Source organism: uncultured Brachyspira sp. (assembly GCF_934747485.1).
In the GTDB taxonomy this organism is placed as follows: domain Bacteria; phylum Spirochaetota; class Brachyspiria; order Brachyspirales; family Brachyspiraceae; genus Brachyspira.
Window position 1 is genome coordinate 1 of the sequence record NZ_CAKVGN010000016.1, and the last position, 23,108, is coordinate 23,108.

At 29.4% G+C, this 23,108-nt stretch carries 17 protein-coding genes and 3 pseudogenes; 14 read left to right on the forward strand and 6 right to left on the reverse strand.

Annotation, left to right across the window (positions count from 1 at the left end):
• Positions 1 to 498 (reverse strand): annotated as a pseudogene (locus Q0H31_RS04455) (IS1595 family transposase); the annotation flags it as partial.
• Positions 499 to 538: 40 nt separating this feature from the next.
• Between Q0H31_RS04455 and Q0H31_RS04460 the strand changes: the two are divergent.
• The 5 genes and pseudogenes from Q0H31_RS04460 to Q0H31_RS04480 all read left to right on the forward strand — a co-directional run.
• A pseudogene (locus Q0H31_RS04460) lies at positions 539 to 1,594 on the forward strand (hypothetical protein); the annotation flags it as partial.
• Between the two features lie 136 nt (positions 1,595 to 1,730).
• The gene (locus Q0H31_RS04465) at positions 1,731 to 3,644 is read left to right on the forward strand and encodes a hypothetical protein (RefSeq protein WP_295296043.1); all 1,914 of its coding nucleotides are present in this window, start codon (positions 1,731 to 1,733) and stop codon (positions 3,642 to 3,644) included.
• 3 nt (positions 3,645 to 3,647) lie between these two features.
• Entirely contained in the window at positions 3,648 to 4,304 is a 657-nt protein-coding gene (locus Q0H31_RS04470; protein WP_295296044.1) for a uracil-DNA glycosylase family protein, read from the forward strand.
• 83 nt (positions 4,305 to 4,387) lie between these two features.
• Positions 4,388 to 5,881 (forward strand): glycogen synthase GlgA, encoded by a 1,494-nt coding sequence (gene glgA / locus Q0H31_RS04475; RefSeq protein ID WP_295296045.1) that lies wholly within the window; start codon positions 4,388 to 4,390, stop codon positions 5,879 to 5,881.
• A gap of 24 nt (positions 5,882 to 5,905) precedes the next feature.
• Positions 5,906 to 6,421, forward strand: coding sequence for a DJ-1/PfpI family protein (locus tag Q0H31_RS04480; RefSeq protein ID WP_295296046.1), 516 nt, complete (start codon positions 5,906 to 5,908; stop codon positions 6,419 to 6,421).
• A 352-nt stretch (positions 6,422 to 6,773) separates the two neighbouring features.
• Here the strand turns inward: Q0H31_RS04480 and Q0H31_RS04485 are convergent, their stop codons facing one another.
• Positions 6,774 to 8,114 (reverse strand): MATE family efflux transporter, encoded by a 1,341-nt coding sequence (locus Q0H31_RS04485; RefSeq protein WP_295296047.1) that lies wholly within the window; start codon positions 8,112 to 8,114, stop codon positions 6,774 to 6,776.
• A 129-nt stretch (positions 8,115 to 8,243) separates the two neighbouring features.
• Between Q0H31_RS04485 and Q0H31_RS04490 the strand changes: the two genes are divergently transcribed.
• Entirely contained in the window at positions 8,244 to 8,726 is a 483-nt protein-coding gene (locus Q0H31_RS04490) for a GNAT family N-acetyltransferase (RefSeq protein ID WP_295296048.1), read from the forward strand.
• A gap of 51 nt (positions 8,727 to 8,777) precedes the next feature.
• Positions 8,778 to 9,119, forward strand: a complete 342-nt coding sequence (locus tag Q0H31_RS04495) for a cytochrome C biogenesis protein (protein ID WP_295296049.1) — start codon at positions 8,778 to 8,780, stop codon at positions 9,117 to 9,119.
• Positions 9,120 to 9,216: 97 nt separating this feature from the next.
• Here the strand turns inward: Q0H31_RS04495 and Q0H31_RS04500 are convergent, their stop codons facing one another.
• The gene (locus Q0H31_RS04500) at positions 9,217 to 10,149 is read right to left on the reverse strand and encodes a carbohydrate kinase family protein (protein ID WP_295296050.1); all 933 of its coding nucleotides are present in this window, start codon (positions 10,147 to 10,149) and stop codon (positions 9,217 to 9,219) included.
• Between the two features lie 105 nt (positions 10,150 to 10,254).
• Here Q0H31_RS04500 and Q0H31_RS04505 point away from each other — a divergent pair, with 105 nt between their 5' ends.
• Positions 10,255 to 10,800 carry a phosphatase PAP2 family protein gene (locus Q0H31_RS04505; protein ID WP_295296051.1) on the forward strand — a complete coding sequence of 182 codons (546 nt, stop codon included), beginning with the start codon at positions 10,255 to 10,257 and terminating at the stop codon, positions 10,798 to 10,800.
• Positions 10,801 to 10,970: 170 nt separating this feature from the next.
• Positions 10,971 to 12,920: a methyl-accepting chemotaxis protein gene (locus Q0H31_RS04510; protein WP_295296052.1), complete on the forward strand. Its 1,950-nt coding sequence runs from the start codon at positions 10,971 to 10,973 to the stop codon at positions 12,918 to 12,920.
• Positions 12,921 to 13,370: 450 nt separating this feature from the next.
• On the opposite strand, the pseudogene Q0H31_RS04515 reads toward Q0H31_RS04510, so the two are convergent.
• From Q0H31_RS04515 to Q0H31_RS04530, 3 genes and pseudogenes are all read right to left on the reverse strand, one after another.
• A pseudogene (locus Q0H31_RS04515) lies at positions 13,371 to 14,320 on the reverse strand (flavodoxin family protein).
• Between the two features lie 484 nt (positions 14,321 to 14,804).
• Positions 14,805 to 16,409: a peptide ABC transporter substrate-binding protein gene (locus Q0H31_RS04525; protein ID WP_295296055.1), complete on the reverse strand. Its 1,605-nt coding sequence runs from the start codon at positions 16,407 to 16,409 to the stop codon at positions 14,805 to 14,807.
• A 98-nt stretch (positions 16,410 to 16,507) separates the two neighbouring features.
• The gene (locus Q0H31_RS04530) at positions 16,508 to 17,737 is read right to left on the reverse strand and encodes a M20 family metallopeptidase (protein WP_295296056.1); all 1,230 of its coding nucleotides are present in this window, start codon (positions 17,735 to 17,737) and stop codon (positions 16,508 to 16,510) included.
• A 135-nt stretch (positions 17,738 to 17,872) separates the two neighbouring features.
• Here Q0H31_RS04530 and Q0H31_RS04535 point away from each other — a divergent pair, with 135 nt between their 5' ends.
• From Q0H31_RS04535 to Q0H31_RS04555, 5 genes are all read left to right on the forward strand, one after another.
• Entirely contained in the window at positions 17,873 to 18,601 is a 729-nt protein-coding gene (locus Q0H31_RS04535; protein ID WP_295296057.1) for a gamma-glutamyl-gamma-aminobutyrate hydrolase family protein, read from the forward strand.
• 51 nt (positions 18,602 to 18,652) lie between these two features.
• Positions 18,653 to 19,936, forward strand: a complete 1,284-nt coding sequence (locus tag Q0H31_RS04540) for an APC family permease (protein ID WP_295296058.1) — start codon at positions 18,653 to 18,655, stop codon at positions 19,934 to 19,936.
• Between the two features lie 205 nt (positions 19,937 to 20,141).
• Positions 20,142 to 20,549, forward strand: coding sequence for a GrdX family protein (locus tag Q0H31_RS04545; protein WP_295296059.1), 408 nt, complete (start codon positions 20,142 to 20,144; stop codon positions 20,547 to 20,549).
• Positions 20,550 to 20,570: 21 nt separating this feature from the next.
• Positions 20,571 to 21,530, forward strand: coding sequence for an NAD(P)/FAD-dependent oxidoreductase (locus tag Q0H31_RS04550; RefSeq protein ID WP_295296060.1), 960 nt, complete (start codon positions 20,571 to 20,573; stop codon positions 21,528 to 21,530).
• A 251-nt stretch (positions 21,531 to 21,781) separates the two neighbouring features.
• Complete coding sequence (locus tag Q0H31_RS04555; protein ID WP_295296061.1) at positions 21,782 to 23,068, forward strand: glycine/sarcosine/betaine reductase component B subunit; 1,287 nt, start codon at positions 21,782 to 21,784, stop codon at positions 23,066 to 23,068.
• Positions 23,069 to 23,108 lie beyond the last annotated feature (40 nt).

Genomic DNA, 23,108 nt, shown 5'->3' on the forward strand with positions numbered 1-23,108 from the left:
TTCTCTATACCATTAATATGGTTCTTTTCTTCAGCGAACTTTTCACTATGATTAATTCTAAAGTGCTTAAATTCAGAAACATCTAATACATCATAACTATGATAATAATCTGAATAAACTATACTATCAGGCTGTACTTTTTGCCTAATAATAGGCATTAAAGTGCTTATTTTAGTATTATTTATCATTTTTACATATACTTTTCCGCCTCTTTTTAACAAACCAAACACTGGTATTTTATATGCAAGCTCCTCTTCCTCTTTTTCCTTTTCTTTTACCGCCAAAATAACTCTCATCAACTTCTATTTCTCCATTGAAAATTTCTTCTTCTTTTTCTTTCTCATATTCAAATATTAATTCTCGTAAATGATGATAATATAATATTGCTGTTTTACGATTAATTCCAATAAGAGCAGAGGCAGTCCTTGCTGTAGTTCCTGCTACAAAATGCTCTATTAATTTTAATTGTTTATCTTTACTTAATTTACTACGTTTCATACTTAAATTTTAACAAATTTAAGTTATCTAGGACAGCCCCAAAACTTATATAAATAATAGATTATCTAATGATGATACACAAGACTATTTAGAATATTATCAAAATTATTACAATATTAATGCTGTTTATTGTTATGACGGTTGGAATAACCTTAATTTACTTGAGTTTAAAAAGAATACATTTTTAATTGAAAGCACTATGGACGGATTAGTAAATATGCATTATTATAATCCTGAGTTCATAAAAGATAATTTATATGCTTCATTTAAAGAAATAAAAAATTATAATTTCAGACTTGGAGATATAGATAAAGTAGAATATGCTGAAATTAATTCAATTTCTACAAATGATTTGAAAGATTATACTAAAGGCTCTAAATTTATAGATTCAGGCAACTTTGATATAAAACAATATTCATCTTATATAGCTGAAAACATGTACTATCCTTTACATAGCATATCTTTCTTCTTATGTGATATCAATAATGACGGCAAAGAAGAATTAATGCTTTCAGGCGAATATACAAGTTCTGCAGGAAGAGGTGCTATAGCACATTATACTTTACTTTTAAAAGATAATTTGGAAATAGATTTTGATTCAGAAACAGGACAGCTTATTAATAATCCGGATTTTCAATCTTTGGAATGTAGTCAAAAAATATACATAGAAAATGGCAAAAATAAAATGCTTTTATTGGATACTATTAATAATGAAGCATGTGATATATTCGTTGATAATAATGAAATAAAGAATGCAGATTATTTTGATTATATTACATATACTTATCAACCTAAATTGGAATGGAAAGGAAGCATACTTAATGGAGTACCTGAAGGAGCTTTAAAAACTGATGCCAGCTTTGATATGTCTAAAGCAGATAATGCATCAGACAAAGCAATAGTGTCCGACAGAACTTTGAGAGTAGCTGATAAACTTATAAGCGATGCGTATTTTGCTAAAAAGGCTACTTTAGATAAACAAGGTCAGGAAGAATTGTTAGAACAAAGAAGAGCAGAAATAAAAGCTATTCAGGAAGCAAAAGGTGACATTAAAGCAATAGAAGCAGAAATGTTTAAGATTTTGGGTATACAATAATTTTTAATAGTTTCAATAAAAGTGCATGCATATTTTTTATATGTATGCACTTTTTTATTCTTAAAATATTTTATAATTGAAATTTTGTTAATTTTCTTTTATTATAAAAAACTATAATACATACTGAGGTTAAAATATGAAAAATATTATTATTACAATACTTGCTTTAACAATAATTTCCTGTGGTGGTAACAAAGAAGCAAATCAAACGTCACAAAATACTAATGAACAAAAAACTGCTCCATCTGTTAATCAAAGTAAACAAACAGATAATCAAAAAGAATTCTTTGATATGAAATATGTTTATAAAGGTGTTAGAGTAGATAAAACTAAATTTGATGAAGAGCTTAAAAATGCAAGACAAAATAATGGGTATGCAAAAAGGAATTTTGATTTTCTTAATAGGAAATTTGCAAATGATAATGAAAGAAAAAAATATTCTATAGAGTTTATATCAAATGTTAATTATGATTCATTTAGTGAAACATTCTCAAGTTGGGATAGATATAATGAAGATTTGACAGATTATTATGCTGATGAATATCTATATGTAGAGCAGAATTTAGCATTAAAAAAAGCAAGAGAGGAGTTATTAAAATTAAATAAAAAAGATTCTGATGTTTATTTAGCTTTGTTCTTATCTCATTTTGCTTGTGATTCGCTTTACTATTTTGAAGAAGAAAAAAAGTATTTAACAGAATGGAAAAAATCAGGCGGCACTAATATATCTATGATGATATCAAAGTATGATGATGATAATGCTTATAGTGGTAAAATGAAATTAATTGATTATATAATAGAGGCTCCAGATTCTTTAAGGGCAGAAAAATTAGTTGCTGATGCTTATAACAATGGTTTCTCTAGATATATTTTAAAAAATACTGGATATATAGATTTATTTAATGAAAATAATTATTCTTTAACTTCAGTTGTAGAAGAAGGTACAGCTCATGTAGCTTCAGTAATGATAGTACCAGAAATAGTTAATACAAATATAATAAATAAATATTTAAAAACCTATGTTACAAATAGACTTAGCAATGATAAATTATATTTTGAGGATTCAGAGTATTTTAAAAATTATTACGGAATTGATTTGATGGAGTATTATGATGGATGGAATAATCTTAGTTTTCTTGAGTTTAAGAAAAATACATTTTTAATTGAATCAAGAGTAAATATGCATTATTATAATCCTGAGTTTATGAATAATCATATATATGCTTCATTTGAAGAGACAAAAACTTATAATTTTAGACTTGGAGATATAAATAATGTAGAATATGCTGAAATCAATTCAATTTCTACAAATGATTTGAAAGATTATACTAAAGGTTCTAAATTTATAAGTTTCGGTAAATTTGATGAAGAAAAATATTTGGAGTATATAGATGAAACAATGGGTTGGCGTGTATATCCATCTTTCTTTTTATGCGACATCAATAATGACGGCAAAGAAGAATTAATGCTTTCAGGGGATTATGATTATGGCGGAGGAAGAGGCGGTACAGTGAATTTTACTTTACTTTTGAAAGAGAATTTGGAAATAGATTTTGATTCAGAAATAGGGGAGCTTATTAATAATAAAGATTTTCAAGATTTAGAATGTATTCAAAAAATATATACTGAAGACGGTAAAAATAAAATGTTTTTATTAGATACAAGTTATAATAAAGCACTTGATATATTCATTGATGATAATGAAATAAAGAATGCAGATTATTTTGATTATATTACATATAGTTATCAGCCTAAATTAGAATGGAAAGGAAGTATAGTTAATGGAGTACCTGAAGGAGCTTTAAAAACTGATGCGAGCTTTGACATGTCTAAAGCAGAAAATGCATCAGACAAAGCAATAGTGTCCGACAGAACTTTGAGAATGGCTGACAGATTTATAAGCGATGCATATTTCGCTAAAAAGGCTGCTTTAGATAAACAAGGTCAGGAAGAATTATTGGAGCAAAGAAGGGCAGAGATAAAATCTATTCAAGATAAAAAAGGAGATATTAAAGCAATAGAATCTGAGATGCTTAAAATATTAGAATAATTTATGGAAAATAATATAGAAACACATCTTTTTAGTGATACAAATTTCTTTTTTGATGATGGCAATACACTTATACTTGGAAGTTTTCCTGTGCCGTTGTATACGCAAGAAGAAAAATTTAATTTGCTTGATGATGAAGAGAAAAATAATGCATGGTATTATTCGAGTAAAAAAAGTGAGTTTTGGAAATTAATTGCTTATAGTTTTAATATTGATAATAAAGATTTTTTAGTTTCTAAAGAATTAAAGAAAAAGCTTTTTTATGATAAAAGAATAGCTATAGCAGATGTGTTTCATAAATGCAAAAGAAAAGATAAAAATAGCTCTAAAGATACTGATTTGATTATAGTAGAATATAATAATTTAATTGTTGAGATTATAAAAAATATAAAGCTCATAATTTTTACAAGCAGATTTACAGAGAATAATTTTTTTAAAATATTAAAGAATAATAATGTAGAGTATAGTTTAATTGAAAGCGAAGAGAAAAATATTTTTGATTTATCAGAAGAAATAATTAATTCTGTTCGTGAGAGATATATTGTTATAGAAGACAAAAAAATAAAAATAGCAACTATTACTTTAAAAATTAGCCCTATTAAGGGAGTGAGCCTTTATTCTACAAAGCAATTACTATTTAAACATTATTTAAATAGCTAAAAAAATATATTATTATTTTTGCTTGAAGTTTTTTTATAAAGTAGTATATTTAAAATATATTTACATATTTAGGAGTTTTTAATATGTCAAAAATGAGAGTAGTTATGGCTTCATCAGAGGCTGTTCCTTTTATAAAGACAGGAGGACTAGCAGATGTTGCTGGATCTTTACCAATATATTTAAAAAAACTAGATGTAGAGGTTTCTGTTGTTATTCCAAAATACAGAGACATTGATTTTAAGGGCTGTTATTTAGAAAATGTGCTTCCTACTATGGGGGTATGGATGGGTACAGGTGAAGAGTGGTGCAGTGTTTTTAAGACTGTATATAATGGCATAGATTTTTATTTTATAGAGCATCATCATTTCTTCAGCAGAGAAGGTCTTTATCATGACAATGCTTTTAATGACTATCAGGATAATGCTTGGAGGTTCGGATTTTTTTCAAGAGCAGTGCTTCAATTATGTAAAGATTTGAATTTAAAACCAGATATAATTCATGCTAATGATTGGCAAACTGCAGCAATACCGGCATATATAAAAACTTGGCACTGGAATGATGAAGTAGGTAAAGCAGCGAGTGTTCTTACTATACATAATGCGAACTATCAAGGTATTTATAATGCAGCAAGCACTTATAATTATTTGGGTTTGGGTTGGAATAATTTTAGTCCAGATACTTTTGAAGACCATGGCAATATAAATTTACTAAAGGGCGGAATATTTTTCTCTGATTTGGTTACAACAGTAAGTCCAACTTATGCAAGAGAAATAGCTTCTCCTTATGGCGGTCATGGTATAGCACCTTATTTAAATAATAAAACAACAAGTTTCTTTGGCATATTAAATGGAATAGATGAAGATGTTTGGTCACCAGAAAAAGATACTATGATAGCGGCACATTTCTCTTCTAAAGATATGAAGGGCAAAAAAATATGTAAGAGAGAATTGCAAAAGAGATTTTTACTCGAAGAGAATGATGATGTAGCTTTAATTGGTGCTATAGGAAGGTTTGTTGATCAGAAGGGGTATCATTTACTTGCTTCTGTTATTGAACCTTTGATGGCTAATATGAAGTTTCAATTTTGTATACTTGGTACGGGTGATAAAGGTTTTGAAAGCTTCTTTGGTGATTTACCTAAGAGATATCCCGGCAGGATAGGCTCTTATATTGGTTATAGCAATGAATTATCACATTTAATAGAGGCGGGAGCTGATATGTTTGTGATGCCTTCTTTGTTTGAGCCTTGCGGACTTAATCAGATGTATTCTTTAAGATATGGAACTATACCTATAGTGCATGCTACAGGAGGTCTTGAAGATACTGTTGAAAATTATAATGAAGCTACAGGTGAGGGTTCCGGATTTAAGTTTTATGATTCTAATAATTCTGCTTTATATAATACTATTGGCTGGGCTATTAGTGTTTATTATGATCATAGAGATAAATTTGAAGCTATGCAAAAACGTGTAATGAAGATAGATAATTCTTGGGAGAAAAGTGCTAAGGAATACATAAAAGCATATAAAATTGCTATAGAAAACAAGAAAAACTATGATAAAAATTGCGGACTATAATAACAAAAGGAGAATGTTTAAAAAATGTCTAAAAGTGTAGTATATGTGGTTGCAAATGAAAATTTTCAAGATGAGGAGTTTTTTGAAAGTAAAAAGATTTTAGAATCTAAAGGATATAGTATAAAATTAGCTTCTAGTATAATAGGCGAAGCACATGGAAAATTGGGTAGTACTGTTAATACAGAGCTTTTATTTAGTGAAGTGAGTACAGATGATTTTGATGCTATAGTTTTTGTTGGAGGAGTTGGTTCTATAAAGCTTTGGGACGATTGGCGTACACAGGGGCTTGCTAAGTTATTTCTTGACAATGGAAAAATAGTAGCTGGTATTGGGAGCGGGGTTGTTATAATGGCTAATGCAGGTATATTAGAAAATATTAATGTTACTTGTTTAAAAGAAAATGAATCTCCTGTAAGGCATAATAATGCTAATATTTTGGAAGAGAATGTTGTAGTATCTGGAAATATAATAACAGCTAATGGACCGCAATCTGCAAAAGAGTTTGGCAATGTTTTACTTAATGCTTTAGAAGCAGTATGAATTTGTTTTGTAGCATATAGATATAAAACTATATTTTTTATAAAAGTTATTTTTCTTCAACTTTTTCCCGCCTTCGCTTTGCGAACTTCGTCAAAGTTGCAAAAAGTGCACTCTATATGTTGGAATATGTACTAATATGAAATAATATTTGTACTTTTGGATATGCTTAAAAGCTAGTTTTTTAATGCAGCCTTTTTGCTTCTTTGCGGCAGCAAAAGAAGTGGGGTGCGGGGCAAAGCCCTGCAAATATTTAAAATTAAAAACTAAATTTTGATAAATTTAAAAATTCTCAGTTTATTTTAAATAAATAATATTTTTTATAGTTTAAAAGAGTTTTTAAATATTATTTCATCTAACTAATTAAAATATCTGGCTTTCTATTTTTGTATAGCATCACAGAAACAATTAAGGTTGCTACTTCGCTTATAGGAAGAACTAAAATTAAACCAAAAAATCCTATTATGTTAGGTAAAGTTAATACTAAAGCTATTGGAAGTATTGTGCTTCTTAATGCGGCTACTATTGCTGAAGCTCCTGCCTTTTGTACAGATGTGTAGTAGGCACTCATTATAATATTTATTCCTACACCTATAAAAGTGGGTATTGATGCTCTTACAAAAAAATTAGCATCTTCAAATGTTTTTAAATCAACATCTTGTAAAAGCATTTTTACTAGTGAACTTGGGTTTATTAATAATATAATTGATATTAATATTGATATAATAGAAATTAAGAATATTGATATTTTTAAAAAATCTTTCATTCTGTTTTTATTTTTAGCCCCATATGAAACACTTACTAATGGCTCTAATGCTTCACCAATAGAATATGCAAGCATTATAAAAAACATTATGGCATAATTAGCAACGGAATAAACAAGTATGCCGTTATTGCCAGAAATTTTATATGCTGTAATATTAAATAGCCAAGGTATAAGCCCTGATGATAAATTACTTAAAAACTCTGAAAATCCATTGAATGATGCTTTTAATATGTAAATCCAGCCTCCATAGACTTTTATGATTTTTAATTTGCAGTTTGGCTTAAAGAAATATAATAGCCCCATAATAAATGCAATCATTTGAGATATAGCAGTAGCCCAAGCAGCTCCAGATATTCCAAGCTTAAAAACTACAATAAAAATAGGGTCTAATATCATATTTGCTATAGAAGATATTATAAACATTAAAGAAGCAAATTTCGGAGAACCATTAAGCCTTACGAATTGACTAAGCACATAAGCAATGCCCCAAAAAAATGTGGCAAATAATACTCCTTCAATATAATCTAATGATAGTTCATATATCTCTCCGTGAGCACCAAATAATGGAAGTAAATTAGTTCTAAATATATATGCTATTATAAGTGGTAAAGTTGCTATTGTGAGAACTACAATTAAAGTTTGAGTAAATATTAAATTGGCTCTTCTTATATTGTTTTCTCCTATGCATTTGCCAGCGAGTGCAATAGAGCCTATTGTAAGCATTACATAAATACCAAATGATAAAGCAGTAATTGGCCAAACTATATTAATTGCAGTGAATGCATTAGCAGAGATAAAATGTGCCACAAAAAAACCGTCAACAAATACTGCGGCACTTCCCATAATCATACCCAAAATGCTTGGTATAGCAAATTTAAAAAATAGTTTTATACTGCTATTTTCTATTAAAGTTTTATCATTAAGTTCCATTTTGTAGCCTATTTAGTTTTAAATAAAAATATTATAAGTACGTTTTCAGACCAATTGTAAGTATTTTTAATTATTTGTCAATAGCATAATATAAATTGATAATATATAATAGTATAAAGGAATTTAATTATGGAAATAGTAAAATATAATAAGAAATATGTTAAAGAGTCTATGGAGATATGGAATAATATTATAGAAGATGGAGTTTATTTTCCGCAAATAGATGTTTTAAAAGATATTGAAGAAGCAGATAAATATTTTTCTTCTCAGGATTATACCGGCTTATCAATAGAAGATGAAAAAGTTTATGGGGTTTATATACTTCACCCTAATAATATAGGAAGATGCGGACATATATGCAATGCTTCTTATGCGGTAGATAAAAATATTAGAGGTAAAGGTGTAGGGGAGGCTTTGGTGAGAGATTCTATTATACGAGGGGCTCAATTGGGTTATAAGATACTTCAGTTTAATGCTGTTGTATTATCTAATGAAACTGCTCATAGACTATATAAAAAAATAGGGTTTAATGAAATAGGCATAGTTAAAAATGGCTATCTCAATAAAAACAATGAGTATGAGGATATAGTTCTTTATTATATAGATTTGTGATTTTATAATTGATTTAATTAACTTAATTAATATAAATTAGGAGCGAATATAATGGACTTTAAAAAAGTAAAGATTGAAGTTTATATACCTGAAGAATATAGAGATAAATTAAGAGAGGCATTAAATAATATAGGAGTTTTGGGTGTTGGCAATTATGATAATGTAATGTCTGTAACAAAAGTAACTGGTTATTGGCGACCTTTAAAAAATGCTAATCCTTTTGATGGAGAAATTAATAAATTGTCAAAGGCTGATGAAGACAAGATAGAGTTTGCTGCAGATATAAAGAATATTGGAAATGCAGTAAAAGTAATAAAAGAAGTACACCCTTATGAAGAGCCTGTTATAAATATTATACCTTTAATAAATGACAGATTTAATTTAGATTTTTAATTAATGGAATGTTTTTAAATAAAAATATATATTTTTAATTTATCATAACAATTTAGTTTTGAATTAAGCCTAATGTTGAATTTTCATTTAATCAAATTTAAATATTATAGATTATATTTAATCTTTGCTTAACATTTTCTAAACTTATATTATTGCTCACAGTCTCTTCGCTTTCTAATGCGAGCATAGACATGATTGCAGCAAATTTTACTTTATAGTCCAAATCAAAATTGTTGTATATAGAATAAATTATACCAGCCATAAATGCATCCCCTGCCCCTGAAGCATTTAAAATGTTTACTTTAGGTGCGTTTAAATGTGCGGGCTTTGTTTTAGTAGAGGCGTAGCATATTCCTTTCTCTGCGAACGTAATGTATATTTCTGATACTCCTATATCTATAAATCTCTCCACCGCCTCCAAGCCTTCTTCTATAGTGCTAATATCTTTATCTAAAAGAAATGAAGCCTCATTTGAATTAAGCTTTAGAGCATATATATTTTTTTCTAATCCTTTTATATTCTCTGCTTTTTTTACAGATACAGCATCACATAATAATTTTTTATCTGGAAAGTTTTTTATTAAATATTCAAAAATCTCTCTTTTTATCACGGCATCTACTGTAATGAACTTTGCATTTTTTATTATGTCTTTTATAGTTTCTAAATATTCTATTGTAATGTTTTTGTCTAAATCGTCCATATCAGAAACGGCTAAATACATATCTTTATCATTATTCATTATAGCCATATATGTTGTGGAAGAGCCTTTTTTTACAATGTATGAAGTATCTACATTAAGAGATTTTATATTATTTAAAAGAATGTCTCCGAATATATCATTTCCTATATAGGTTATAAACTTAATATTATGAAGCCCTAAGTTTGATAGGTTATGAACAATATTTCTTTCAACGCCTCCAGCACATATATTTATTTTTGCAGGGTTTGATTCTCTTAATAAAATATTTTCTTTAGAGAAGCTTTGTATATCTATGTTAGAGCCGCCTATAGAAACTATATATTCATTCATAAACTGTTTTTTCCTTTTTTAATTTTTTTATGTTATATTAAAAGACATCATTTGACAATATGTTTTATATGTTTTTTTGATATAAATATTTATGGGTTTTAGTTTATGAGTTTAATAAATAGATTGGACAGTTCTGCAATAGAGTTTGTGCACAGTTTACATAATAATTTTAATTTTTTGGATTATTTCTTTTCATTAGTTACAAATATGGGCGATGCTTTATTTTTATTTATTGTTATAATAACTTTTTTAATATTTAAAAAAACAAGGCTTTGCGGAATAAATATGGCTGTTAGTTGTTTTATAGCATTTATTATTACTGCTGTTATATTAAAACCTTTAATAGCGAGAGAGCGTCCTATTACAGAGTATTATGATTATTGGGTCGCTGTAGGAAGTCATATTGAAACATCATTCTCCTGCCCATCTTCGCATGCTACAGTTTCTTTTGCTGTTTACTTGCCTATATTTCTTTACTTTAATAAACTATATAGTTTTTTAGCAGTAGTTCTTGCTTTGATTATAAGTTTCTCAAGGGTTTATTTGATGGTTCATTATATGAGTGATGTTATTTTTGGGGCATTTGTGGGAATTATTGTTTCATTTGTTGTATATGTATTTATAAATAAAAAGATAGTTATTGTTTCATAATTTTATATAATTTTTCATTTTAATGTGTATTTTTTATATTTTTTTAAATCTTAATTTAATAATTGAAAATTTATGCTTGATTTTATATTTTTAAAAAGTAAAATAATTGTAAAGAATATTTATTAACATTATTTATTAATACCATTTATTATTAAGAAGAGGTTTATATTATGAAAAAAATAAGTCTTCGATTAAAAATAAGTTTTTCTATATTAATTCCATTGGTTATAATGCTCGTATTTGCCAATGTAGTAAATATTGTTTATGTGAGAAATGCGAGTAAAGAGTTTGTATATCAAATATTAAAACAAAGTGCGGCTATGGAAGTTGAGAGTTTAAAATCTATTATTAATGATGAGGCAGATATTACAGTCGGGTTTGCTAATACTGTAGCAGGTTTTTATAAAGATGGCGTATCAAACAGAAATTTTTATGAGGTAGCAGCTTATAATTTTTTCACTACTCTTCCAAAAGAAGTAAATAAATTATTAATAGCTTTTGAGCCTAATATATTTAATGATGATAATAATTATTTAACATCAGAAAAATATATGCAAGCTAATGGAAGATTTAATTATTATATAACGAGAGATGGAGATAACTTAATAGAAGGACATTCAGACAATACTATTTTTCAAAGTGATTATTACACATCTGCTGTATCAAGCAAAGAAAATTATATAACAGATATTTATACTTCCTCTACAAATAATAAATCTATGAATTTTATTTGGTCTATACCTATAAAGGCAGACAATAGAGTAATAGGCGTTGTTGCTATAGATGTATCAGTAGAATCTCTATATAATTTATTATCTAATATAAAACTTTTTGAAGGCACTACTACAACTCTTTTTGATAATACAGGACTTATATTATACGACAGCGATAAAGATTATTTTATAGGCAAAACTTTAGATGAAATATATCCTTATTATAAAAAATTTGATATGTTTAATAGAGTAATGAAAGGTGAGAATGTAATATTTCAAACTTATAGCGAAACAGTAAAAGCAAATTATACTTATTCATTTACTCCTGTTGATGTTATTCCCGGTAAAAATTGGGGGTTAAAAATTACAGCTCCAAATAGAGTAATATTCAAAGACTCAAATGAGATAAGAACTATAATGATAATTATTTCTATAGTTATAGTTGTTTTGGCATTTTTAATAGTTCCTTATATTATAGGAAAAACAGTTTCTAGTATAATTAGTGTTTTAGCAAAAGATATAGTAGGAATGTCTACAGGAGATTTAACTATAGAAATACCTAAGGGCTTTGAAAACAGAAAAGATGAATGGGGAGATATTGCAAGAGGCTGGGACAAGGCTATGCTTAATTTTAATAAGGTAGTACATACCGTAAGAAACTCAGCAGAGCAGGTATCAACTGCAGCCAATCAGGTATTATCAGGCAATACAGATTTATCGCATAGAACAGAATCTCAAGCTGCAAGTTTGGAAGAGACTGCTTCATCTATGAATGAGATGGCTAGTGCTATAAAAGAATCTGCAGAGGGAGTTGCAAGAAGCACACAAATGGTTGCTGATGCTAAAGATTCTCTTATGAAAGCTGGTGTTATAGTAGAAGACAGTGTAGAGAAGATGAATGATGTTTATGAGGCTAGCGAGAAGATTATAAACATTACTAAACTAATAGAGGATATTGCTTTTCAAACTAATATACTTGCTTTGAATGCTTCTGTAGAGGCAGCTAGGGCAGGAGAGCAGGGAAGGGGATTTGCTGTTGTTGCTAGTGAAGTGAGAAACTTAGCACAGAATGCTCAAGAGTCTGTAAAAAATATTACGAATTTGATTACAGACAGCACTAATAAAATTAATTTAGCTACTAGAAGTGTAAAAGAGTCTAAAGAGATGTTTGATGATATATCTCAAAAGATGGACGATGCTTCAGCTATAATGGAAAAAATTAATATAGCAGCTCAAGAGCAAGGAAAGGGAATAAGTCAGGTTAATATAGCGATTACACAAATGGATACTTCTGTTCAGCAAAATGCAGCATTAGTAGAAGAGGCAACTTCAGCTTCGCAGTCGCTTCTTAATGAGGCAGAGGATTTGATAAAGGCTATAGAATATTTTAAGTTAAAGGAAGAATAATATTATATAACTATATTTTGTAGAAAGTTTTATTTTTCGTATAGGCTTTGTAAAAAAATAAAAACATGCAAGAGAAAGCATAGTTGTTTAAATGTATACTAAAACTTTTTAAGTTTGTTATTTGTGGCGGCTTTGCCCTATACGAAGCGTGCCTGTTAGGGTAAAACCACACTTCTTTTACTGCCACAAAGAAGCAAAAAGGATGTATTTTTATTAAGTATAGCTAACAACATATGGTATTATTTTATATACATATTTACTATATAAGACTTAAATATTTGTACTTTCGCGAAGCGTGCCCGGAGGGTAAAAACTTTTTGCTACGGGAAAAAGTTGAATAAAAATATACAAGATAAAATATAATTATTGTATATAGACTAAAAAAATAAAAGCACTATTTATTGTTTTTAAATAGTGCTTTCTTAATTATATAAAAGGTTTTATTAACGGCTATTTTATAGTTTCAAATTTCATCTCTCTAAATCTTTTATACTCTTCTTCTATTTCACTCTTTTTAGACATGAAATTATCTCTTGTCTCCATTATCTCCTGTAAATGTACTGCTCTCGCTTCATTAATGTTTCTGTCTCTTATAAGTCCGTTTTCAGCAATCACAAATTTATACTTTCCATTTTCTCCTTTTACTAAATCGCCGCCCGCACCGCAAACAGCACATTCAAAATTAAACTTAACTCCGTCCCAATGCTCCTCACCCGGATATATCAAAGAAGAATGACATCTTGGGCATAAACCTAAATTATGGTCTCCAAGCCATTTTCTCTCTTCAACAGGAGTATTAATTGCTTGGGCAATGTTTTTTCCCATTTGGTAAGCTCTCTCTAAGTAGTCTTTATGTATGAGAACATTTCCGGGTCTGCCAACACTTGTAGCCAAATACATATCAACAACAGTTATAGATTGAGTAAACATTGTAGCAGCAAGTCCCTCTAAGCTCATAGTCTGCCAATCATGCTTAGAGCCTCCAACTCCTATAAGTCCTGCTACTGTGTGAGGGTCTTTTTTTACCTGTCCTATCTTTATTCTAAATGATAATTCATAAGCCAAAAATCTCTGAGCAAATGATAAATATAATGAAGAAGGAAGCAAATCATAAGTAGGACAGCCCACTATTATACCTTCACATTCATTCATAACATTAACTATTTTGTCCATATCATCTTTTTCTTTATAGATGCAGCCTTTGTATTCTTTTTTTTCTTTAAATGCTTTCCCCATGCCTATTGTCATGACTCGCACCCTGAGCAAGGCTTTATATCATAATCAAATAAATTAATAAGTATTGCTTCTCCGCCTGCATCTTTTACTGCTGTTAAAGCTTGTTTTACTAAAATTTCGCTGTTTCCATTATGTCTTCCAGCAACTATTCCCATAACTTTCATATAATATGAATCTCCTTTTATTGAAAAAATTATATTACTGGATAGGCTGCCAGTCTTCGTATTATGTTTTTTAAAAATGGTATTGTCAAAGTTTATCGGAAATCTTATATTTGATAAGAAATAAATATAAGCCCTACCTTATTTATGCTAAAGCATAATATAGTTATAATAAAAAAAATCAATATAAAAATGTTTAGGTTCTTTTTTATTAATTTTTTTAAATCCCGCCCTGTTAGGTTTTGTGTTTATATAAAAAATATTGTTTTAATCTTCTTTATTGCCTGATTAAAAAAAGCACACCCGCCCAAGATTTAATCAAGCTAATAATCTACTTTCCCGCACGGTAAATGTATTTATAAAAATAATAAAAGTTGTATTTATAATTAATTGATATATTTTGTTTTGCTTAACGTGCGGCGGTGGATTGTTAAAATTTTAAAAAACACTTGTACGGTACAAAATAAGCATCATTACAAATAATTATCTACTCTTCTAAATATGAATAAGAAAATTTGTACTGAGCAAAAGGTATGTAGAATACATCTTTTAATTTAGGGCTTTTTAATACAGCAGGTTCAAAATATGCTATAGGTATAATAACAGCCTCATCTTCTATAAGTATTTTTTCTGCTTTATGTAACTCTCTCATTCTAATGTTTTGGTCGGTAGTTTTTGATGCTATGTTAATTGCTTCATCAAAAGCTTGGTTTGTAAATAGAGAGTGATTTTTGTATGAATAGCTAACAAACATGCCTAAAAAAGTAGTAGGGTCATTATAGCTTCCAGTCCAGCTTGCAGCTGCCATAGTATAATTTCTCTCTGTTCTAAATGCATGAATAAACGGTGCAAACTCCATCTGTGTAAGCTTAACATCTATACCAAGATTTTCTTTCCACATATTCTGCACAGCTTCAAACATAGGTATATCATTACTAAATGTAAGATAAAACTCTAATACAGGAAAGCCTTCTCCGTTTGGATATCCTGCTTCAGCCATTAATCTTTTAGCTTCTTCTACATTTTTTTGATAGTCTGCTTTATTAGTGCTTATATATTCGCCTGCATTATCTCTAAAATATCCTTCTACATCTGTAACTCCCCAAGGTACTAATGCACCTGCAGGCTTACCAGATTTTATAATATTATCTACTATATAATTTCTATCTATAGCAAGTGATAATGCTCTTCTTACTCTTTTATATTTTAGAGTTTCGTTTGTGGTATTTAGGGCATAATACTGAGTCCCTATTCTTGTCGCTATATCTATTAATCCTTCTTCTTTTAGAGTGTCTATATCTTGATGAGGAAATTGGTCAGAGAAATGAAGAGAGCCTTCTTTAACTCCGGCAACAGCAGAATTAGGATTATCCATAAGAACAAATTTAATTTTCTCAGCCACTATTGTATCGGCTCCCCAATAATTAGTATTTTTTACAACAGTAATGCTTTCATCTGGTTTTCTCTCTTTCAACATAAAAGCACCATTACCAATACAAGTTTTAGTGTCTCTAGTCCAATTATCAGGATTTTTTTCAACCATATCTTTTCTTACAGGTGAAAATACAGGGAGATTTACAAGCTCTAAAAAATAAGCAGTAGGATATTCTAATTTTACTTCTAATGTGTAATCATCTAAAGCATTTATACCAAACTCATCAATAGGCATATATCCAGCATTAACATTAGAAAAATTAAGTATAGGCTCAAATAAATAACTCGGTTCGCTTGCCGTATTTGGATCAACAACCCTCTTCCAAGAATATTCAAAATCCTGTGCTGTTAGCGGTTTTCCGTCGGACCATTTACCATTGGTTCTTAAATGAAATATGTATGTAAGTCCGTCTTCAGATATATCCCAGCTTTCTGCAGCACCCGGCTGAATTGCTATGTCTTTATATTTTGTAGTTAAGCATTCAAACAAGTGAGTTACATAAGTAGAGCCTTGTAATGTAATATTTAAAGCAGGGTCTATAGTTTTCGGCTCTGCTCCGAGATTTATGTATATAGTGTTTTCATCGATAATTTTTTTATTTGTGCAAGATAAACAAGATAAGAATAAAGCTGTAAGAATAATAATATATTTTTTCATATTACCCACCCTTAGTATGGATTTTTTTAGCAAAATTATATTTTATAATATATTCTTGTCAATAATTTTTTTTGTTATTTGAAGAATATTATTATATATTATCTATGCATTCCCATTGGAAAATTATCTTTTTGAAGATAGGTTTTGTATATATTCATTATTTGTAATGTAAGCCCTATTGCAATACAAGATTCATCTACATCAAATAAACCGCTATGTGCATTTGCTGTTATTGATTTTTTATTATTTCTAGCTCCAAGATTAAAAAATGCTCCGGGTTTGTTTAATATAAAATAAGAAAAATCTTCAGCTCCTAAAGATGGTTTTATATTTAATACGTTTTTTTCTCCCAATAGATTTAAAGCATTTTCTCTTATAATGCTTGCTGCTTCTTTCCAATTAATTAAACTTGGGAAATAAGTTGTTTCTATAAACTCAGCATCGGCTTCCATTGATATGGCTATATTTTTAATGATTTTTTTTATTTTATTCATTATATTATTAATAGTTGTATCTTTTAGTGCCCTAATAGTGCCAGTCATTTCTAGATAATCACATATAACATTTGTAGCTTTTCCTCCATTGATAGTGCCAATAGTGATAACGGCATTTTCTCCTACATATGTATTTCTGCTTATGATAGTTTGTATTGCATTTATAATATTTGCAGATACTACTATAGCATCTACTCCATCGGCAGGATTAGCACCGTGAGATTTTTTACCATATATTTTTATTTTAAAGTCTAAACAGCTCGCATTAACTATACTGTCAGTTATTTTGATATTTCCTATATCGGTGTTAACATCTACATGAAGACCGTAAGTAACATGAACATTATGTAAGGCATTTTCTTTTATCATATTAGAAGCTCCGCCTGTTGTTTCTTCTGCAGGCTGAAATATTAATCTTATGTTGCATGGAGGAGTAAAATTTTTATCTTTATTTGAGAATATTCTTGCTATTCCCATATTTATTGCAGTATGCACATCGTGTCCGCAAGCATGGCAAACTCCTTTGTTTTTTGAAGCATAGCTGCAATGTTTTAAATCTTCTATAGGCAAAGCATCTATATCTGCCCTAAATGCAATAGTAAAACTTTTATCTATTCCTAAAATATCTGCTATAATTCCCGTATTTGCTATTTTTGTTTTATGTTTTATTTCATGCAAGTTTAAATAATTGGATATAAACTCCATAGTGTTAAATTCTTGATTGCTTAATTCTGGATATGAATGTATATGTCTTCTTATGTTTATAAGTTCATTTTCTATTTCTTCTATTTTTGTTCTTATATTATTGAAAATATTTTCATATTCTTGTTTCATACAAATAAAATACCATTTAAAAATTAATTTTGATTAGAATTATTTTCGTATTATAAATCATATTAGTTTTTTTGACAAACTATACAATTTTTACTATACTTTAAAATACAATTTATTTATTATACGGAGTGTTTTATGAAACCTATTATCGGTATTAGCGGCAGTATATTGGCTATTGAAAATGACGGAGTTTTTTCGGGTTATGAGAGAGCTTATGTGAATGATGATTATGTGCTTTCTGTTACAAAGGCTGGAGGAATTCCATTTATTGTTCCGATGATAGATAATGATGATGATATAAAAGAACAGATTTCACATGTTGATGGGGTTGTTTTCTCCGGCGGATATGATGTTGATCCTATATATTGGGGAGAAGAGATTAGCTCTAAACTTGGAAGAATATTTCCGAGGAGAGATAATCATGAATTAAAAATAATAAAGTATGCTTTAGAAATGAAAAAACCTATGCTTGGTATATGCAGAGGCTGTCAAATTATCAATGTTGCCTTCGGCGGAAGTTTATATCAAGATTTATCTTTTATAAAAGATTGTTATATAAAACATTCTCAATCTGCTAAGCCCTATGAACCTACACATAATATTACAACCAAAGAGGGAAGCATTATTAGAGAAATAGTAGGGGATAGTTTAAGGGTTAATTCTTTTCACCATTTGGCTATTAAAGATTTGGGTAAAGGCTTAATTGCTACAAGTTATTCTACAGATGGCATAGTTGAAAGTGTAGAATATACTGAAAATGGAAATTTTGTACTTGGTGTACAGTTTCACCCAGAAATGATGCATTCTCATTATGATTTCGCTTTAAATATTTTCAAAAAATTGATATCTGTTTGTAAGAGATAATTCTTTACCTCTTATATTATTTTTTAAAAAATATTTTTTAAGGAGTTTTTTATGTCGGGTAATAAGTTAGGGCTCTTTAGTATAGTATTACTTGGTATTAATGCTATAGTTGGAACAGGTATATTTTTGCTTCCAAATCAGGCTTATGCTGAAGTTGGTGTAATGAGTATAGGGGTAATTATATTTGATGCTTTTTTGGTTATTAGTATAGCTTTATGTTTTGCTGAAATGGGCGGAATGTATAAAAATAATGGCGGTCCTTACCTTTATGCAAAAGATGCTTTCGGGGAGTTTGTTGGTTTTGAAGTTGGTATAATGAAATGGGCTATAAGTATAATTGCTTGGGCTGCTATGGCTATGGGATTTCCTACAGCTTTAGGTGCAGTTTGGACTCCAGCTCAAAACCCTGTTGTACAAAAAATTATTGCTATAAGCATACTTGTTTTGCTTGGTATAATGAACATCATGGGTGTAAAAATATCCAAAATAATGAACAATATAGTAACAACAGGTAAATTAATACCTCTAATATTGTTTGTTACGGTGGGTATTTTCTTTATAAAGGGTGAAAACTTTGTGAATCCTGTAGCTGAAAACGGCGAGGTTGTATTGAAAGGTACATTTGGAAGTGCTGCTTTGCTTATATTCTATGCTTTCACAGGTTTTGAGTCTATAGGTGTTGCGGCAGGTGATATGGATAATGCTAAGAAAAATGTTCCTTTGGCTATATGTATAGTTTTGATATTGGTAGCTATAATATATATACTTATTCAGGTAAACAGTATAGGTATATTAGGAGCTTCATTGGCAACAACAAGCACACCGGTTGCCACTGCAGCAGAAAAGTTTTTGGGTAAATGGGCAGGTGCTATGGTTACTGCTGGTACTTTGATATCTATAGGCGGTATAAATGTAGCTTCTTCATTCTTAACTCCTCGTGCGGGTGTTGCTATGTCTGATGAAAATCAGCTTCCAAGCTTTATTTCAAAAAGAAACTCTAAAGATGTTCCTTATGTTGCTGTAATAATATCTGTTGTATTAACAGCTTTAGTAACACTCACAGGAAGTTTTACTACATTAGCAGCTATTAGTGTAGTATCACGTTTTGCTCAGTATATTCCTACTTGTTTGGCAGTTCCTGTAATGAGAAAAAAAGCTCCGGATATGGAGAGAGGTTTTGTACTTCCTCTTGGTCCTGTTATTCCTATAATTGCTATAGTTGTTAGTTTGTGGTTATTATCACAATCAGACTTAAAGAAAATTATATTTGGTTTGGGAGGATTGGTAGTAGGAGCTATTGTTTATTTTTTAATGAAATTATCAAAGAATAAATAATTATTTTATAAAAAATACCTTCTATTCTTTGGTTTTATTTACCGATGTATAGTTGGTATTTTTTCATTGTTGTTCTTTATTTTCACAACAATAGTATATTTAAAATTAAAAATAACTATAAAATGTAATATTATAAACAGTAATTAGTTTTTTTATGATTTTTTTATTTAAAAAATAGGGTACTGTTGTAATAATATATTGACAAATGAAGAAAATAATATATATTATATTCAATATGAATTATGTTGTTGTAACTAATAATCCGAAAATATTTGAAGAAGTAAAAAGCAAAAATGCAGAAATAATTTATATGTCAAATTCGGATTTTATGGAAGTTCTTTATAAAGTTAGAGACTTTGTGCATTTAGGTTATAAGCTATTAACACATCCTATAGTGAGCAGTATAAAGCCTTATGAAACTCCTTATAAGAGTGTTGCTTTGTCTAAAGGTTCAGAATTGGATTTGTATTCATTAGAGCTTATAGAGAATTCTATTGAACTTACAAAAAACTTTTTAGATAAACCTAAAAGGAAATTAACTAAAGAGATAGATGATGATTTTAGATTAATAGATTATAAATTAGTTATTGGAGCAATAGAAAGTATTTTATAGTAATTTTATGGAGATTTTTGTATGAGTAATAATTTATATGATTGTATTATAATAGGCGGCGGTCCATCAGGCTTAGCTGCTGGGGTTTATTCTGCGAGAGCTAGATTAAAGACAATTCTTTTTGAGAAAGCGAGTTTTGGCGGACAAATTAGTATTACTGATGAGATAGCTAATTATCCGGGTTTTTATGAGCCAAATGAAGAGGCAAGACATCCTAAGAATCTTATTGGTAAAATGATAGAACAGGCTAAGTCTTTTGGTGCTGAAATAGAGCATAAAGAAGTTGTTGATGTTAAATTGGACGGTAAAGTAAAAGAAGTAAAAACTGCTGACGGAGAGGTTTATACATCAAAAACTGTGATAATTGCTACAGGTGTTCAGCCTAGGAAATTAGGATGTAAGGGTGAATTAGAATACACTGGAAAGGGTGTTTCTTATTGTGCTACTTGCGATGCTAACTTTTTTGAAGGTATGGAAGTTTTCTGCGTAGGCGGAGGGGACACTGCTGTAGAAGAAGCTATGTATTTATCTAAGTTTGCAAGAAAAGTAACTTTGATAGTGAGAAAAGATTATGTTCGCTGTGCTAATTCTATAGAAGAAAAAGCTAAAGCAAATCCTAAGATTGAGATAAAATTTAGAACAGAACTTTTAGAGCTTAAAGGTGACGGAATAGTTGAATCTGCAATATTCTTAAATAATGAAACAGGCGAAACTTATGAATATAAGGCAGATGAAGAAGATGGTACATTTGGTGTATTTATATTTGTTGGTTATGTTCCTTTGACAAAATTGTTTGAAGGTAAAGTAGAGATGAAAGACGGATTCATCATTACAGATGAAGAGATGAAGACAAATGTTGAGGGTGTATTTGCTTGCGGAGATTTAAGACCAAAAATGTTAAAGCAAGTTATTACTGCTACTGCTGATGGTGCTATAGCTGGTATTTCTGCTAACAAATACATAGAAGAACATTATTCTTAATTGAAGGAAAAAAATATATATGATAAAATTTAAAGGCTGAGTAAAAAATATCTCTTGCGTTGCAATGAAAGAATATTCTATTTATAGCGGTATTATTGCATTGTTTATTTTGTTAGGGATAAATTTGTCAGGGATTAAATTGTATTTATTGAAATTTAAGAGTGGCGGCATATTTTTATATGCTCCTGCTCTTTTTTATTGCTTATAACTTATATTTATAAATAAAAATAAAAAAATATAAAGGAGACTATATGAAGTTAGAGTTAGGCGAGATTTATATTAAAGATATAAAACTTGACAAAATTTCAAAAGTCGAGAATGGAGTACTCTATGTAAACGTTGATGAAGTTACAAAGATGGTACTTGAAGACGACAAGTTGAAAAGCGTAAAAATTGATGTAGCTCGTCCGGGAGAATCTGTTCGTATAACACCTGTAAAAGATGTTATAGAGCCTAGAGTAAAAGTAGAAGGCAAAGGCGGAGTATTTCCTGGAATGATATCAAAAGTAGATACAGTAGGTGAGGGAAAGACTAATGTGTTGAAAGGAGCTGCTGTTGTTACTTGCGGTAAAATAGTTGGTTTCCAAGAAGGTATTATTGATATGTCTGGTCCTGGAGCTGATTATACACCATTCTCTAAACTTAATAATTTATGTTTAGTTATAGAGCCGGTAGAGCCTATAGAAAAGCATGATTATGAAGCTGCTGTAAGAGGTGCAGGTTTAAAAGTTGCTTCTTATTTAGGTCAATTAGCTAAAGATTTGAAAGCAGAAAAAACTTTCACTTATGAAACTAAACCTATATTTGAACAAGCTGCAATGTATCCTAATTTACCAAAAGTAGGTTATGTATACATGCTTCAAACACAAGGCTTATTACATGATACTTATGTTTATGGTGTTGATGCTAAGAAAATAGTTCCAACATTTATATATCCAACAGAAGTAATGGACGGTGCTATAGTTAGCGGTAACTGTGTATCAGCTTGCGATAAAAACACTACTTATCACCATTTAAATAACCCTGTAATTAAAGCTTTATATGATAAACATGGTAAAGATATTAACTTTATGGGCGTTATCATAACAAATGAAAACGTATTCTTAGCAGATAAGATGCGTTCATCAGATTGGGCATCAAAATTAGCTAAATATTTCGGTTTAGATGCAGTAATCATCTCTGAAGAAGGATTTGGTAACCCTGATGCTGACTTAATAATGAACTGCAGAAAAGCAGAAGCATTCGGAATTAAAACTTGTATCATAACAGATGAATATGCTGGCAGAGACGGTTCATCTCAGTCTTTAGCAGATTCAGATGTATCAGCTAATGCTACAGTAACAGCTGGTAATGCTAATATAGTTATTAACTTACCAAAAATGGACAAAGTAATAGGTATGTTAGATTATACAGATAAGATAGCAGGCGGATTTGACGGTTCATTAAAACCAGACGGTTCTATTGAAGCAGAGATACAGGTTATCACTGGTGCTACAAATGAATTAGGTTTTAATAAATTTAGTGCTACAGGACTATAATTAGTTTTGTGTATTAAATTGTTAGAATATAAACAAAATT